Consider the following 16,067-nt stretch of genomic DNA (forward strand, 5'->3'; position numbering starts at 1 on the left):
GCAGCTCGCGCGCCGCGCTCTACGCGCGGCGCGCGGCTTCGTATGCGTCAGCTTGCGAGACGGACGAGCGCATCGACGGCTACCGCGCCATCCTTCGACACCAGCAGCGGATTCACGTCGAGTTCGAGCAGCGTTTGCGCGTGGTCCTGCGCGAAGCGCGCGATGGCCATGACGTTGCGCACGACCGCATCGAGATCGGCGGGGGCACTGCCGCGGTAGCCAGTGAGCAACGGCCCGAGCTTGAGGCCGAGCAGCGCTGCGCGTACGTCCTGCTCGCTTGCGGGCAGCAGCAACGTGGCGGTATCGCGGATCAGTTCGACCAGGACGCCGCCGCTGCCAAGCACCAGCGCGAGACCGAAGCTGGCATCGCGCTTGACGCCCACGATCAGCTCCATGAGCGGCGGGCTCGCCATGCGCTCGACGAGGATGCGTTCGACCACGACCTCCGGGGCATAGCGCGCGACGCTTTCCGTCATGCGCGTAACGGCCCGAGCCACGGCCTCGGGCGAATCGAGCCGCAGTGCGACGGCACCTGCTTCGGTCTTGTGTGGCAGGTGTTCACTCACGACCTTCACGCAAACCGGGAAGCCGAGGCGCTGCGCCGCGGCAGGCGCAACGGCTGGGCTCACGCACACGGCTTCGGGGACGTCCAGCCCGTATCCGGCCAGCAGGCGCTTGCTTGCCCATTCGTCGAGCAGACGGCCAGGCGCGTCGCTTGCGGCGAGACCCGGCACGCGCAGCACCGGCAGCGACGAGAGGCGGTCTTCTGCCAGCCGCGCTTCGCGTGTTTTGCCATACCACATCGCCGCGCCCAATGCCGCGATGCCTTCGCGCAGCCCCTGCAAGGGCGCGACGCCAGCAGCGGCCATGCGCAGCGCGTGCTCGGGCGGCGTGAGTTCGGGAAACACGGAGATCAAGGCGGCGGGTACGCCGTGGGCGCGCGCGCTGGCCGCGAAGGCATCGGCGGCGATATCGCACTGGGGGCGCTCGCCGGTCTCTTCTTTCGGGTAGTCGAGAATCATCGCCGCGGCGCCGGGCTGCTCACTGAGCAATGCGTCGCAGCAGGTGCGCATGGCGTCGGGGCGGCCCCAGGGTGTGGTCGTGAAATCGAGCGGATTGGCGATGTTCGCATAGGGCGGCAGCACGCCCTGCAGCGTGGCCCGGCCGCGCTCGCTCACAGCGGGAAAGGCGATGTTCTGCGCCTCGGCGAGATCGGCGACGAGGCCCGCGTCGCCGCCCGAAGTCGCGAGCGCGGCGAGCGTGCTGCGCCTGGGCACACCGGCGATGGAGAGCAGCTTGAGCGTTTCCACGAGTTCGACCGGGTCGCGCGCGCGGATCACGCCGAGGCGCTGGAAGAGGGCGTCGTAGAGTGAATCGGCGCCCGCGAGCGAACTGGTGTGGCTCAGCGCGAGCTGTGCGCCCAGTTCCGAGACGCCGCTCTTGAGCGCGACGATCGGCACGCCTCGCGCGAGCGCGCGCGTGGCGGCCTCGCTGAACGCGCTCACGTCCTTGAGCCCTTCGATATGCATGCCGATCGCGCGCACACGCTCGTCGTCGACGAAGGCGTTGACGAGCCGCGCCACATCCACCTGCGCCTGGTTGCCGACGCTCGCGAGATACGCGAAAGGCAGACCGCGTGCGCTCATCGAGAGGTTGTAGGCGAGATTGCCGCTTTGCGTGATCACGGCGACGCCACGCTCGACACGCGCCGTGCCGTGCGCCACGGGCCACAGTGCGCTGCCGTCCAGACCATTGAGCAATCCATAGCAATTGGGTCCCAGCATCGCCATGTCGCCCGCTGCTTCCAGCAGGCTCGCTTGCAATGCAGCGCCCTCGGCGCCGGTTTCCGAAAAGCCCGATGCGTAGACCACGGCGCCGCCCGCGCCGCGCGCGGCAAGCTCGCGAACGACGCCAATCGCAGCCGTTGAGGGCACGGCGATGAAAGTCGCGTCGGGCGCGCGCGGCAGGTCTTCCACGCGGGCGTAGCAGCGCTCGCCGTCGATCTCGGCATGCGTGGGATTGACGAGCCAGATGTCACCCTTGAAGCCGAATTCGCGCGAGCGTTGCAGCGCGGATGCGATGCTGCGTCCGCCAATGAACGCAATGCTTGTGGGGTTGAGAAGTCGATGCAGATTTGCGGCGACTGCGGTGTCGCCGCGTTCGTTGGCACGGGTGTGGGCCATGGCGGGTGTGTTCTGTAAAAGCATAGGCGCGCGTCAGCGCATGAGCTTGAGTTTGAGCATGGAGCAGCGAGAGGCGCGCTGCAGCGCGCCTGCCGTCTCGTTCGTTAGCTGTACTGCCGCATGATTTCCTTCGAGAGGATGTGGCGCTGGATTTCCGAAGTGCCTTCCCAGATACGCTCGATGCGCGCGTCGCGCCAGAAGCGCTCGATGGGCAGTTCGTCCATCAGGCCCATGCCGCCGTAGATCTGCACCGCGTGATCGGTGACGCGTCCGAGCGTTTCGGTTGCGAGCAGCTTGGCGAGCGCGGCGTCCCCGTCGGTCATCGTGCCCTTGTCGAGCTTGTCGGCCGTGTAGAACGTAACCAGTTCCGCCGCGCGGATTTCGGTGGCCATGTCGGCAAGCTTGAACGACGTGCCCTGGAAGTCACCGATACGCTTGCCGAACTGCTGGCGCGTGGCCGCCCATTCGGCCGCCATTTCGAACGCGCGCTGCGCACGGCCGATATTATTGGCCGCCACCATCACACGGCCGGCGGTCAGCCATTCGCTGGCCAGATCGAAGCCGTGATGCTCTTCACCCAGGATCTGCGAGACATGCACGCGGCAATCGGTGAGGAAAATCTCCGATTGATGATAGCCGCGCAGGCTCGTGCAATGCGGGCCGCGCCGCACGGTCATGCCCGGCGTGTCCTTGTCGATCAGGAAGCAGGTGACGAGTTTGCGCGTGCGGCCGCGCCGTTCCTCTTCGCCCGTCACGGCGAACAGGATCACGAAGTCCGCGGTTTCCGCGTGGCTGATGAAGTGCTTGCTGCCGTTGATCACGTAGTGATCGCCGTCGCGTACCGCGCGCGTGCGGATGCCCATGGCATCGGAGCCCGCGCCCGGTTCCGTGAGTGCGAAGCAGTCCACGCGATCGCCGCGCACGCTCGGTTTCAGATAGCGCTCGATCTGCTCGCCTTTGCAGGCCATCAAGATCTTGCTGGGGCGTGCGACGAAAACGTGCAGCGCCCAGCTCGTGCGTCCGAGTTCACGTTCGACGAGCGCCTGGCTCAAGTAATCAAGCCCCGCGCCGCCGACGCTCTCGGGCATGTTGAACGCGTAGAGGCCGAGTTCGATGGACTTCTTGCGGATCGAGGCGGCGAGCGCAGGCGGCACTTCGTCGGCGCGGTCCACGGCGAATTCGTGCGGCTGCAGCTCCTTTTCCACGAAGCTGCGCACCGACGAAACCAGCATTTCCTGCTCATGGGTCAACGAGAATTCCACGCGTTATCTCCCTGCGAATTGTGGGGCGCGCCGTTCTTTCGACGCGCGAAGGGCTTCCTGACCGTCTTCGCTATGACCGCAGGCGAGACCGGCGCTCAGTTCGGCTTGAAGCTGCTCGGCGAGCGTGCTGTTGAGGGAGCGGGCGAAGAGCGCCTTGGTATGGCCGAACGCAACGCTCGGACCCGCTGCAAGCTGGGCGGCAAAGCGCGCAACGTGCGCTTCGAACGCATCATCATCGACCACTTCTGAAACCAGGCCTGCGGCAAGCGCCTGTTCGGCGCTCCAGCGTTCGTTCAGAAAGACGAAACGGCGCGCGACGTCGGGCCGCGCGAGACGCGCGAGGAACCAGCTGCCGCCCATGTCCGGGCTGTAGCCCATGCCCGTGTAGCCGCAGCGCAGCGACGCGCTCGCACTGGCGATGCGAAAGTCACACGCAAAGCCGATGTCGGTGCCGGCGCCCACTGTCGAGCCGTTGAGCGCGGCCACCGTCGGGCGCGGAAACGCCGCGAGCAACTGCACGAACGCGTGCGCCTTTTCGCTCCAGCCGTACGTGTCGAGTTCGCCGTTCGCCTCCGCCTGCGCCCATTCCTCCACATCAGCGCCCGCACAGAATGCCTTGCCGGTGCCGGTGATCACGAGGCAGCGCACCGACGGGTCCTGCGCATAACTTTCGAGCAGCGCGCGCAACCGGTCCAGGTGCACACGCGCAAGCGCATTGCGGGCCGCCGGCCGGTCTATGCGCACGGTGACGACACCGTTGCGCGAATCGATACGGATCTCTTCTGTCATCATGGTTTTCGTCAGTCTCCTGTCTGATTATGCGGGCCCTGGGCGGGCAAGGGTCCGCTCTACTTGCAGCCTCCACTTCGGCATAGTATAAGTTCTGTTAAATGAACGTTCAACCCAAATCGGAAAAACGATCAGGAGACGAAGAGTGGAAGCAGGTCATGCGAGTGCGGAAATGAATGTCGGCTGGCGTGCCGGTGCGGCGCCGGCGAGCGCGAGTCGCGTGGCAGCCGGTGCGGGGCTGTCGATCGACCGGGTGTCCAAGCGCTATGGGAGCGTCGTGGCAGTGCAGGAAACCACGATTGACATCCCGCGCGGCGAGTTTCTGACCATACTCGGGCCATCCGGGTCGGGCAAGACCACGCTGCTGATGATGGTGGCGGGCTTCGAACAGCCCACGGGCGGCGATCTGCGCGTGGGCGCGAAAAGCATCGTTGCGCTGCCCCCGGAGAAACGCAACTTCGGCATGGTGTTTCAGGGCTACGCGCTCTTTCCACACATGACCGTGCAGCAGAACGTGGCGTATCCGCTGATGGTGCGCGGCCAGAAAGGCCCGGACGCCGTGAAGCGCGTGAAGCAGGCGCTCGACCAGGTGCGTCTGGGCCACCTTGCGGACCGCCTGCCGCGCCAGATGTCGGGTGGGCAGCAGCAGCGCGTGGCGCTCGCGCGGGCGCTCGTGTTCAACCCCGACGTCGTGCTGCTAGACGAGCCGCTTGGCGCGCTCGACCGCAAGCTGCGCTGCGAGGTGCAGATCGAGTTGAAGGCGCTGCACGAGCGCCTTGGCGCGACGTTCCTCTTCGTCACGCACGATCAGGAAGAGGCGCTTTCGATGTCGGACCGCATCGCGATCATGCGCGACGGGCGGCTCGAACAGATCGGCGCGCCGGGCGAACTATACGAGCGGCCGGGCAATCGCTTTGTCGCCGATTTCCTTGGCGAGAGCAACTTCATCGAAGGCGAGGCCGTGGGCACGGGCGAGGGCATCACCGTGTATCGCGCAGGCAACCGGCAATTTACGGCGAGTGCATGCAGCAGACGGGCTGGTGAGAAGGTCCTGTTCGCGCTGCGTCCCGAGAAGGTCAGCATTGCCACGGCGTCGAGCCGCGGTGCGCTCAACGAAGTGAGCGGCCGCGTCGTGCACTGGAACTACTTTGGCGCGTCGTTCCGGTTCGAGGTGCAGACGGCGGAACTCGGCCGCATGATCGCCGACGTGCCGGCGTGGAAGGGACTCGCCTCGCCGCATACCGGCATGGAAGTTTTCGTGCAGTGGGAGCGCGACGCCACGTCGCCGCTCGCAGCGAGCTAAATGCGACCAGCGAAGCGCGGCTGGCGAACCTACCCGCAAGCACGCGACTGAAATCCATCCATCGAGCGAAACAAAATACAGGAGACACCATGACGCAACGCCATATGCGCGACCTCATCGAACAGGCGCGCGATCTCGAACCCCGCACCGAACAGGGCCGCCGCAACTTCCTCAAGCTGTGCGCGGCGGCGGGTATCGCGCCCACGCTGCTGTCGGTCTGGAGCGGCGCGGCGCGCGCATCGAACCCGAAGGAGATCGTGCTCAGCGCATGGGGCGGCGAAGGGCGCACCGCGTTCCGCACGGCGTACATGGACCCGTTCACGAAGGCGACGGGCATCCGCATGGGCTACGACTCGTCGCCGGACGACGGCAAGATCAAGGCGATGGTCGAGAACGGCAATGTCATCTGGGACGTGATGGACCTCGACGGCTTCGAGGCGATCAAGCTCGGCAAGCAGGGCTTTCTGCGCACGATCGACTACTCGGTGGTGAACCGGCTCGCGTTGCCGGGGCTCGCCTCCGATTTCGGCGCGCCAGCTTATTTGCTCAGCTACGTGCTCGCTTACGACTCGCAGAAGTTCGGCGCGAATCCGCCGAAGAACTGGGCCGACTTCTGGAACGTGAACCAGTTCCCCGGCAAACGCAGCTTGTGGAAGTGGATGGGCGGCTCGCTCGAAGCGGCGCTGATGGCGGACGGCGTGGACAAGGACAAGGTCTACCCGCTCGACACGAAGCGCGCATTCAACAAGCTCAAGGTGCTCAAGCCCAATGTGCTGCTGTGGGATTCCGGCGCGGACAGCCTGCAATTGCTGCGCGACGGCGAAGTGAGCATGGCCTGCATCTGGCATACGCGTGCGAACGCGATCCAGCGCGAAAGCAAGGGGCGTTTCCGCTATACGTGGGACCAGGGCCTGGCTTCGTGCGACGTGTGGTCCGTGCCGAAGAACAATCCGGCCGGCGACCAGGTGTGGCAGTTCATCAAGTTCGTCCAGGGCATCGAGCCGCAGCTCAAGCTGCTCTCGGCGCTCGGCAACGGCCCGGTGACACCGGCGGCGACGGAGGAGGTGCCCGCCACGCTGCGCGCGGACAATCCGGGCACGCCGGAGAACTGGGCGAAGCAGTGCAAGGTCGATCCGGCCTGGTGGGCGCAGAACTACGACGCCACCTTGCAGCGCTACACCGACCTGATGTCCTCGTGAAACCGAACGTCCGTCGCCGGCTGGCAACACGCCGGCGACCTGCCGAACCTTCATCGAACGTCGCCCCATGAATACCCTCGCTTCTTCCGCGCCTGAGCTTGCCGCGCTGCCGCGCAAGCGTATCGACCGCTACTGGCTGCTCGTGGTGCCGCTGCTGGCGCTGCTCGCCGTGCTGTACCTGTTCCCCTTGCTGCGCGTGTTGTGGCTGAGCTTTTCCGTGCCGCAGCCGGGGCTGCAGAACTACGCGCGCTTTATCGACAACGCGAGCGTGCATCGCGTGCTGTGGACCACGCTGCGCATTTGCAGCATGACCACCGTGATCTCGGTGGCGCTCGGCTATGCCATTGCGTTCGCCATGGTGCACGTCGGGCCGCGTCAGCGCATGGCGCTGTTCTTCGGCCTTCTCGTGCCGTTCTGGGCCTCGGTGCTGATCCGCGCGTTCTCGTGGCTCTTCCTGCTCGGCGAGCAGGGTCTCGTGAACAACACGCTGATCGCGCTCGGCCTGACCGATGAACCGCTGCAACTCATGCGCAACCAGTTCGGCGTGGTGGTGGGCATGGCGCACTTCATGATCCCCTATGCGGTGTTGCCGCTGTATTCGAACATGAAGGGCATCGACCCGCAGCTCGCGCGAGCTTCGCAAGGGCTGGGCGCGAGCGCCTTCCTCACGTTCCGCAAGGTGTATTTCCCGCAGACGCTGCCCGGCATCTACGGCGCAGCCTTGCTCGTGTTCATTTTCTCGCTCGGCTTTTATGTGACGCCGGTGATTCTGGGCGGCGGGCGTACCGTGATGGTGGCGGAGTACATCAGCACACAAGTCCTGCAACTGGTGAACTGGGGCAGCGGCGCCGCGCTGGCAAGCGTGCTGCTGATCGCGATCGTGGCCGCGCTGGCCGCGCTCTCGCGCTTCGTTGACCTACGCGAGTTGTTCGGCGCGAAGTAACTGGACCTAAGGAAACCTTATGAATTCCAGATTCACCATCGGACGCGCACTCGTGATCGGCGTGGCGTGGGCGGCCATCCTGTTCCTGCTGCTGCCGCTGCTGGTCTCGGTGCCGGTGTCGCTCACGCCCAACGACTATCTCTCGATGCCGGGCGGCGCCATGTCCACGCGCCACTACGCCGTGCTGTTCGAAGACGACGGCTGGCTCGCGAGTTTCCTGCAGAGCGGCGTGATCGCGCTGGCCTCGGCCGCGATCTCCGTGACGCTCGGCACGTTGTGCGCCATCGGCCTGTGGAAGATCGCGTCGCCTCGCGGCGAAGCCGTGCGACTTGTGATCCTCTTTCCACTCATCGTGCCGCCCATCGTCTCGGCGCTCGCGTTCTACCGGCTCTGGGCGGACTGGCGACTACTCGACAGCTATACCGGCACGATACTCGCGCACGTGGTGTTGACGGTGCCTTATGTCGTGGTGTCCGTCTCCACTTCACTCGCGACACTCGGGCTCAAGGTCGAGCAGGCGTCGCGCAATCTCGGCGCGAATCTCTACCAGACGCTGCGCCACGTGATCCTGCCGCTGATTCGCCCCGGCGTGCTCTCGGCCACGATATTCGCGTTCATCCTCTCGTGGGACGAACTCGTGGTCACGCTCTTCATTTCGAGCCGCCATATCTATACGCTGCCGCGCCGCATGTGGGACGGGATGCGCGAGAACGTCGACCCGGCCATTGCCGCCGTGTCCACGCTGATGCTCGTCGCCACGTGCGCCGCCATTGCGCTGTCGCTCGCGCGCAGGCGCACGGCGGGCGAACTCTGACTATTGCAATTGCAGCACTGGAGACATAGAAAACATGAAGGTATTGATCGTTCACGCCCACCCCGAACCGCAGTCGTTCACCACGTCCATGCAGCATTGCGCGGTGCGCACGCTCGAAGCGCAGGGGCACGAGGTGATGGTATCGGACCTCTACGCCATGAACTGGAATCCCGTGGCGAGCGCGGCGGACTTCGGCATGCGGCGCAACGCGGACTATCTCGTCTACGCGCTGGAACAGCGCGAGAACGTGAGCGCCGACGCTATCGCGCCCGATATCGCCGCGGAACTGGAAAAGCTGCTGGCCTGCGACCTGGTCATCTTCAGCTTTCCGCTGTTCTGGTGCTCGGTGCCCGCGATCATGAAAGGATGGATCGATCGCGTGATGGTGTCGGGGAAGGTGTACGGCGGCGTGCGCTTTTACGACCGCGGCGGCATGCGCGGCAAGCGCGCGATGCTGGCCTACACGTGCGGCGGCCGCGACTTCATGTTCGGACCCAATGGCGTGCACGGAGAAATGGATCTCATGCTGCGCCACATGTTGCGCGGCACGCTGGGTTATGCGGGCTTCGAGGTGCTGCCGTCGTTCGTCGGGTACCACGTGCCGTATCTCCCGAACGAAGAACGGGTGGCGATACTCGCGCGTTATGCCGACTACCTCACGAAGCTCGACCAGTTGCAGCCGCTCGCGTTTCCGACACTCGACGACTTCGACACGGAGATGCGCCCGCGTGCGCGCGTCGAACAACTTAGTGAGCAAGACTGATTAACCTGAACGGAAGAATGCGATGAGTGTGAAGGTACTGGTAGCCGTGAAGCGCGTGGTGGACTACAACGTGAAAGTTCGCGTGAAGCTGGACGGCACGGGCGTGGATATCGCCAACGTAAAATTTTCGATGAATCCGTTTGATGAAATCGCCGTGGAGGAAGCGGTGCGCTTGAGAGAATCGGGTGTCGCGACCGAAGTGATCGCGGTTTCGTGTGGTGTTTCGCAGGCGCAGGAGACGCTGCGCACGGCGCTCGCTATCGGTGCGGATCGAGCGATTCTCATCGAATCGAGTGAGGATTTGCAGCCGCTGGCTGTCGCGAAGCTTTTGAAGGCGGTTGTCGATAAAGAGCAGCCTTCGCTCGTCATTGTCGGCAAGCAGGCTATCGACGACGATTCGAATCAGACAGGGCAGATGCTTGCGGCTTTGGCGGGTTTGCCGCAAGCCACGTTTGCATCGAAGGTCGTGGTTGCCGATGGCACGGCTACGGTATCGCGCGAAGTGGATGGCGGGGCGGAAACGCTCTCGCTGACGCTGCCCGCAGTGGTCACGACCGACCTGCGCCTGAACGAGCCGCGCTACGTCACGCTGCCGAACATCATGAAGGCAAAAAAGAAGCCGCTCGAAACGATCAAGCCGGGAGACCTGGGCGTTGACGTCACGCCGCGCCTGAAAACGTTGAAGGTTGCCGAGCCGCCCAAGCGTAGCGCCGGTGTGAAGGTGCCCGACGTTGCCGCGCTGATCGACAAGCTGAAATCCGAAGCCAAGGTGCTGTGAGGGAGCGAATTAGAAATGACGAATCTGGTAATTGCTGAACACGACAACGTGACCATAAAGGCCGCAACACTGAACACCGTGGCTGCCGCGCAAAAGATTGGCGGTGACGTGCATGTGCTGATTGCAGGGCACAACGCTCAGGCGGCAGCGGACGCAGCGGCGAAGATTGCAGGCGTGGCCAAGGTACTGCTCGCCGATGCGCCGCACCTCGAACAGGGTCTCGCAGAAAACGTCGAAGCAACCGTGCTGAGCATCGCGAAGCAGTACTCGCATATCCTTGCGCCCGCAACGGCTTTAGGCAAGAACGTCGCGCCGCGTATTGCCGCAAAGCTCGACGTTGCGCAGATCAGCGATATCACCGCTGTCGATTCGCCGGATACGTTCGAGCGCCCCATCTATGCGGGCAACGCAATCGCGACGGTGCAATCGCAAGACGCCATCAAGGTCATCACCGTTCGCACGACGGCGTTCGACGCCGTGGCGGCCGAAGGCGGCAGCGCAGCGGTCGAGAAGCTCGAACCAGCAGCAGACAGCGGCCTCTCGCAGTTCGTGAGCCGTGAAGTCACGAAGCTCGATCGCCCGGAACTCACGAGCGCGAAGATCATCGTCTCGGGTGGCCGCGGTCTTGGCAGCGGGGAAAACTACACGAAGGTTCTGGAGCCGCTGGCCGACAAGCTCAATGCCGCGCTCGGCGCTTCGCGTGCAGCCGTCGACGCGGGTTACGTCCCGAACGATTATCAAGTGGGCCAAACCGGCAAGATCGTCGCACCGCAGTTGTACGTGGCAGTCGGTATCTCCGGCGCGATCCAGCACCTTGCAGGCATGAAGGACTCGAAGGTCATCGTTGCGATCAACAAGGACGAAGAAGCGCCGATCTTCAGCGTGGCCGACTATGGCCTCGTAGGCGACCTGTTCACGGCGGTGCCCGAGTGGGCGAACGCACCCGCCTGATTCGCCTGAGCGCAGCCCATCCCCAACCAGACGATCCAACCGCACAAGACCACCATGACGTCCAGCGACGTACTGCTGTTCCTCACGGGCCTGATGACGTTGTTCTGCCCGCCCGTTGCGATGCCCATGTACGCGGCGGTCACCGGCCATTTCCCCGACGCGACGCAGCGGCGGATCGCCCTGCGCCTGTTCGTGTGGATCGCGGTGCTGATGGTCGCCTCGGTGTGGGGCGGCCAGTTCTTGCTGCGCATGCTGGGCCTCACGCTCGGCGCGCTGACGCTCACGGGTGGTCTCGTGCTCTGTCTGTGGTCGATTCCGATGATGCGTGGCACCCACGCGGAAAGAGACGAACAGCGGGACGAACGGCGCAGCGGCACGGGCCGGCTCGAACACGCGCAGTGGCGCAGCTATATCGCGGTGCCGCTGATTTTCCCGCTTTCGATCGGCAGCGCGGTGATCTCGCTCGTCATCACGACGGCCACGCGCTTTCATACGATCGCCGATCTGAGCATCGTGAGCGCTGCATGCGTGCTGCATGCGGGCGTGATCGCCCTCACGTACCTGTGCTCGGGCTCGTGGTGCAAGCGCTTGAGCGAAATCGGCCGGACGATCGTCGAGCGGCTTTCGGGCATCGTGCTGACCGCCATCGCTTTCCAGATGCTAGCGCAGGGCATACGCGAATTGCTGCCGGGCCTCGCTTCATGACAGACCGGCTCGCCGGTTTTCAATAATTCACCTGAATCATTCAAGACAGCTTATGAAAACAGTCGGCATGTACCTCGTCGAGTTGCTTGCGGCCTATGGCGTGGATACCGTCTTCGGTATTCCCGGCGTGCATACGATCGACCTCTATCGCGGCCTCGAAAAGAGCGGCATGCGCCATATTACGGCGCGCCACGAGCAAGGGCTCGGCTTCATGGCCGATGGCTATGCGCGCGCCACGGGGCGTCCCGGTGTGTGCTTCGTGATCACCGGCCCTGGCGTCACGAACATCGCGACGGCGATGGCGCAGGCCAGCGCGGACTCGATTCCCATGCTCGTGATTTCGAGTGTCAATGCGCTCGGGCAGATGGGGTCGGGCAACGGCCATCTGCACGAGCTGCCGGATCAGCGGCAGCTTGCCGGCAGCGTCGCTGCGTTCAGCCACACCGTCACGCGCGCCGAAGAACTGCCTCAGGTCATGGCGCGCGCCTTCGCGGTGTTTTCGGGCGCGCGCCCGCGCCCCGTACATATCGAGTTGCCGCTCGACGTCATCAATGCGCCCGCGGGCGCGTTGCCGTCGCCGCCGCCCGCACCCAGGCGTGTGCAGGTCGGCCCCGCGGCCGCGCACGCGGTGGACGCGCTGCGCGAGGCCGCGCAGCGTGCCAGGGCGCCGCTGATTCTCGCGGGCGGCGGAGCGCTCGCCGCTGCCGACGAGGTGCGCTGGCTCGCACAAGCGCTCGATGCGCCTGTGGTCATGACGATCAACGGGCGCGGCATCCTCGCCCCCACGCATCCGCTCGGTATCTCGTGGTCGGCTTCGGGCGCGGCCGTGCGCACGCTGATGCGCGATAGCGATCTCGTGATCGCACTGGGCACGGAGCTTGGCCCGACCGATTACGATCTTTACGCAGACGGCAGCTTCGTCGCGCCGCGCACGCTCGCGCGCATCGATATCGATGCGCAGCAACTCTTTCGCAACGCGCCGCCCGATTTGCCGCTCCTTGGCGACGTGGCCGAGACCATCGCGGCCTTGCGCCGCGCGTGGGGCGAGCCGGGCGCGCGCGCGGAAGGCGCGGGCTCGCCCGGCGCCGCGCGCGCGGCTGTGTGCCGTGAAGCCGCGAGTCGGGAAGCCGACGCGCAAACGCAGCGCGATCTCGCCTTGCTCGATAGCGTGCGTGAGGCGCTGCCGCAGGCGTGCATCGTGGGTGACTCCACGCGCATGGTCTACTCGGGCAACATCGGTTACGCGGCGCCGCGGCCGCGCAGCTGGTTCAATGCCTCCGTGGGCTTCGGCTCGCTGGGCTACGGCTTGCCGGCCGCCATCGGTGCGAGTCTCGGCGACCCGGCGCGGCCGGTCGTGTGTCTCGCGGGCGACGGGGGCTTGCAGTACACGCTGGGCGAGCTTGGGACTGCGCGCCAGCATGGCGCGCGCGTGATCGTGCTGCTGCTGAACAATCGCGGCTATGGCGAGATCAAGAACGCGATGTTGCAGCGTGGGGTCGAGCCGATCGGCGTCGATTTGCACACGCCGGACTTCGTCGCGCTCGCCAGTGCGTATGGCTGGCAGGCACAACGCGTTGCCGAAGGCGAGTCGCTTGCCGACGCGCTGCGGCATGCGAGCAGGCAGGACGCGCCGACGCTGATCGAAATCTGCGTGGCGTGAGGTTCCGCCAGGAGCTTGCGGCAACAAAAAAGCCGCCGCCCTGATAAGGGGCGGCGGCTTGTGTATTCAAGAGCGCGGCCGAAACCTGGCGCGCTCAGGCGCGCTTGCGCACGGCTTTGGCCGTGACGAAGTTCTCGACGATGTCCAGACAGCTCCGCAGCGCGTCTTCTGCCGTGAACGAAGTCGGGTCGCGCGCAAGCTCCAGCCAGAAGCCATCGATCAACGAGGTCAAGGTGAGCGCGGCGAGATCGCTGTCGATCTCCACGCCGCGCACTTCGCCGATCTGGTCGAACAGCTTTTTGAGCGCCCGCCGGTAGCCGCTATAGAGCTCCTTGTGCGCCTTGCGGATGACCGGGTCGCTATGCGCGACGCTCCAGAATCCAAGCCACACCTTCACGTTCTTCGGCGCGAATACCGGGGCCGCAAAACATACCCGAATGATCGCGTCGAGCTTCGCCTCGGGGCCCACCGCGTCGGCCGCGGCCGCGCGCGAGACTTCCTGCAGGTCGGCGGCCAGGCGCTTGTACGTCTGCGCCATCAGCTCGTCTTTCGACTGGAAGTGATGGTTGATGAGCCCGCGCGAGACCTTGGCCTCGGCGCAGATGCGATCGATCGTGGTGTCGGAATAGCTGAAGCGCGCAATGCAGCGCATCGTCGCCTCGATGATCAACTGCTGGCGTACCTCAGGCGTTTCGCGCACGCCGCGCCCTCGCGTGGGCACGGGTTCTTTGCGGGTTGTTTTTGGCACAGGTCACCTTTCACTGTCGTTACTCGACCGATTATATTCGACTACCGGAAAGTTGTTCAATTGCGACGCCGCGCTCCCAGAACAGTAGGGTCTTCCCGGCACAAAAAGTTTATTGAAACGAGTTGAACCATCGTTCAATAAAAAATATACTCGTGAACACAACGAGGTTGGTTGACCATTCAACAAGCCACTGCGAGCGCGCCGTTTTATCGCATCAGCAGATGGCACTGGAGACAACATGCTGGCCGTGGCAAACGACACTGCGCAGAACCGCGACGCACAGCGGGAAGGGGGCGCGCAGCGTGTGCGCGTCGACAACCTGCACAAGTCCTTCGGCGATCTGGAGGTGCTCAAGGGTGTATCGCTCGGCGCGAACGAAGGCGAGGTGATCTCGCTGATCGGTGCGAGCGGCTCGGGCAAGAGCACGCTGCTTCGCTGCATCAACCTGCTGGAAATGCCCACGAGCGGGCGGATCGTCGTGGACGGCGAGGAGATCCGGCTCGGCACCGACCGCAAGGGCCGCACCATCGCCCGCGACGCGCGCCAGGTCGAGCGCATCCGCACGCGGCTCGGCATGGTGTTCCAGAGCTTCAACCTGTGGGCGCACCGCACGGTGCTGGAAAACGTCATCGAAATGCCGGTGCACGTGCTGCGCGAACCGCGTGCCGAAGCCATCGCGCGCGCCGAGCAACTGCTCGAACGTGTCGGTCTCGCCGACAAACGTCATGTCTATCCCGCGTTCCTTTCCGGCGGCCAGCAACAGCGTGTGGCGATCGCGCGAGCGCTCGCCATGCGCCCGAAGGTCATGCTGTTCGACGAACCCACCTCGGCGCTCGACCCGGAGCGCGTGGGGGAAGTCCTGAAAGTGATCCGCGATCTCGCCTGCGAAGGCCGCACGATGCTGCTGGTCACGCACGAGATGGATTTTGCACGCGACGTTTCCAGCAAGGTCGTTTTCCTGCATCAGGGGCGCATCGAAGAAAGCGGCACGCCCGAGCAGGTGTTCGGCGCGCCGCGAAGCGAGCGATGCCGGCAATTCGTCACCGCGCATCAGCAGCGCCATTGAATGGCGTGCTCGCGGCCCCGCACAAGGCGGCCGCCAGCGCACCCACGCAAGTTTCACGTTCAACCCGTACTTCGATAGAGGGACTTCACCATGAAGAAAATGATTCGCGTCCTGGCCGTGGCCGCCACCGCCGCCCTGACGATGCTGAGCGCGCCGGGCAGCGCCGTGGCCGCATCGGATACGCTGCGCTTCGGCGTGGCCGCCGAGCCGTATCCGCCGTTCCTGATGAAGACGCCCACCGGGCAGTGGGGCGGCTTCGAGGCCGACCTGATTCGCGCGTTGTGCGACCAGATGAAGGCGCAATGCCAGATCAAGGAAGTGTCGTGGGACGGCATCATTCCGGCGCTCCAAAGCGACAAGATCGACGTGATCTTCAATTCCATGTCGATCACGCCCGAACGCGAGAAAGTCATTGCCTTTTCGCGGCCGTACTATGAAACGCCGGGCGTCTTCGTCGGACCGAAGGGCGCACATCTGACACTCTCGCCGGCGGGCCTCGCGGGCAAGGTGATCGGCGTGCAGAGCTCCACCGGCAACGCGGAGTTCGTCAAGGCCGCCTACGGGAATACCGCCACGGTGCGCCTCTACAACACGCAGGACGACTGCAACGCCGACCTCGTGGCGGGCCGTATCGACGTGATGTTCCTCGACAAGCTCGGCGTGATCGACTTCCTCAAGACGAAGGACGGCGCCTCGCTCGAAATGATGGGGCCGGGCAGCGTGAAGATGGACCCGGCGATCTATGGCAGCGGCATTGGCGCGGGCCTGCGGAAGAACGATGCAACGCTCAAGCAGCGCATCGACACGGCGCTCGTCCAGCTTCACGACTCGGGCAAGTACGACACCATCGCGAAGAAGTACTTCTCCATCGACCTCTGGCCGCATTGAGCCCGGCGCGCTCGC

At 64.9% G+C, this 16,067-nt stretch carries 15 protein-coding genes; 11 read left to right on the forward strand and 4 right to left on the reverse strand.

Going from position 1 to position 16,067, the window contains the following annotated elements:
• Positions 1-47: 47 nt before the first annotated feature.
• From JMY28_RS32695 to JMY28_RS32705, 3 genes are all read right to left on the reverse strand, one after another.
• Positions 48-2,183 (reverse strand): acetate--CoA ligase family protein, encoded by a 2,136-nt coding sequence (locus tag JMY28_RS32695; RefSeq protein WP_201700018.1) that lies wholly within the window; start codon positions 2,181-2,183, stop codon positions 48-50.
• Positions 2,184-2,287: 104 nt separating this feature from the next.
• Complete coding sequence (locus tag JMY28_RS32700) at positions 2,288-3,445, reverse strand: acyl-CoA dehydrogenase family protein (RefSeq protein WP_201700019.1); 1,158 nt, start codon at positions 3,443-3,445, stop codon at positions 2,288-2,290.
• A gap of 3 nt (positions 3,446-3,448) precedes the next feature.
• Positions 3,449-4,237 (reverse strand): enoyl-CoA hydratase/isomerase family protein, encoded by a 789-nt coding sequence (locus JMY28_RS32705; RefSeq protein WP_201700020.1) that lies wholly within the window; start codon positions 4,235-4,237, stop codon positions 3,449-3,451.
• Between the two features lie 142 nt (positions 4,238-4,379).
• On the opposite strand from JMY28_RS32705, the gene JMY28_RS32710 reads away from it, so the two are divergent.
• The 9 genes from JMY28_RS32710 to JMY28_RS32750 all read left to right on the forward strand — a co-directional run bounded on the left by JMY28_RS32710 (position 4,380) and on the right by JMY28_RS32750 (position 13,350).
• Positions 4,380-5,537: an ABC transporter ATP-binding protein gene (locus JMY28_RS32710; RefSeq protein ID WP_236597146.1), complete on the forward strand. Its 1,158-nt coding sequence runs from the start codon at positions 4,380-4,382 to the stop codon at positions 5,535-5,537.
• A gap of 89 nt (positions 5,538-5,626) precedes the next feature.
• A complete protein-coding gene (locus JMY28_RS32715) occupies positions 5,627-6,736 on the forward strand; it encodes an extracellular solute-binding protein (protein WP_201700021.1) in 1,110 nt (369 codons plus the stop codon).
• Between the two features lie 67 nt (positions 6,737-6,803).
• A complete protein-coding gene (locus JMY28_RS32720) occupies positions 6,804-7,679 on the forward strand; it encodes an ABC transporter permease (protein WP_201700022.1) in 876 nt (291 codons plus the stop codon).
• Positions 7,680-7,698: 19 nt separating this feature from the next.
• A complete protein-coding gene (locus JMY28_RS32725) occupies positions 7,699-8,493 on the forward strand; it encodes an ABC transporter permease (RefSeq protein ID WP_201700023.1) in 795 nt (264 codons plus the stop codon).
• A gap of 34 nt (positions 8,494-8,527) precedes the next feature.
• Complete coding sequence (locus JMY28_RS32730; protein ID WP_201700024.1) at positions 8,528-9,256, forward strand: NAD(P)H-dependent oxidoreductase; 729 nt, start codon at positions 8,528-8,530, stop codon at positions 9,254-9,256.
• Positions 9,257-9,284: 28 nt separating this feature from the next.
• The gene (locus tag JMY28_RS32735; protein ID WP_328809802.1) at positions 9,285-10,034 is read left to right on the forward strand and encodes an electron transfer flavoprotein subunit beta/FixA family protein; all 750 of its coding nucleotides are present in this window, start codon (positions 9,285-9,287) and stop codon (positions 10,032-10,034) included.
• A 15-nt stretch (positions 10,035-10,049) separates the two neighbouring features.
• Positions 10,050-10,985 (forward strand): electron transfer flavoprotein subunit alpha/FixB family protein, encoded by a 936-nt coding sequence (locus JMY28_RS32740; protein WP_201700026.1) that lies wholly within the window; start codon positions 10,050-10,052, stop codon positions 10,983-10,985.
• A 54-nt stretch (positions 10,986-11,039) separates the two neighbouring features.
• Positions 11,040-11,690: a MarC family protein gene (locus tag JMY28_RS32745; protein ID WP_201700027.1), complete on the forward strand. Its 651-nt coding sequence runs from the start codon at positions 11,040-11,042 to the stop codon at positions 11,688-11,690.
• A 52-nt stretch (positions 11,691-11,742) separates the two neighbouring features.
• Positions 11,743-13,350 (forward strand): 5-guanidino-2-oxopentanoate decarboxylase, encoded by a 1,608-nt coding sequence (locus JMY28_RS32750; RefSeq protein ID WP_201700028.1) that lies wholly within the window; start codon positions 11,743-11,745, stop codon positions 13,348-13,350.
• 94 nt (positions 13,351-13,444) lie between these two features.
• Here JMY28_RS32750 and JMY28_RS32755 read toward each other — a convergent pair whose 3' ends face one another.
• On the reverse strand, positions 13,445-14,098 hold the full coding sequence (locus JMY28_RS32755; protein WP_236597147.1) for a TetR family transcriptional regulator C-terminal domain-containing protein: 654 nt from the start codon (positions 14,096-14,098) through the stop codon (positions 13,445-13,447).
• Between the two features lie 238 nt (positions 14,099-14,336).
• Here JMY28_RS32755 and JMY28_RS32760 point away from each other — a divergent pair, with 238 nt between their 5' ends.
• Together JMY28_RS32760 and JMY28_RS32765 are read left to right on the forward strand one after the other, a co-directional pair.
• Positions 14,337-15,164 (forward strand): ABC transporter ATP-binding protein, encoded by an 828-nt coding sequence (locus tag JMY28_RS32760; protein WP_201700029.1) that lies wholly within the window; start codon positions 14,337-14,339, stop codon positions 15,162-15,164.
• 90 nt (positions 15,165-15,254) lie between these two features.
• Complete coding sequence (locus tag JMY28_RS32765; protein ID WP_201700030.1) at positions 15,255-16,052, forward strand: transporter substrate-binding domain-containing protein; 798 nt, start codon at positions 15,255-15,257, stop codon at positions 16,050-16,052.
• The last annotated feature ends 15 nt before the right edge of the window (positions 16,053-16,067 follow it).

This window comes from Paraburkholderia hiiakae, assembly GCF_904848665.1.
GTDB classification, from domain to species: Bacteria; Pseudomonadota; Gammaproteobacteria; order Burkholderiales; family Burkholderiaceae; genus Paraburkholderia; species Paraburkholderia hiiakae.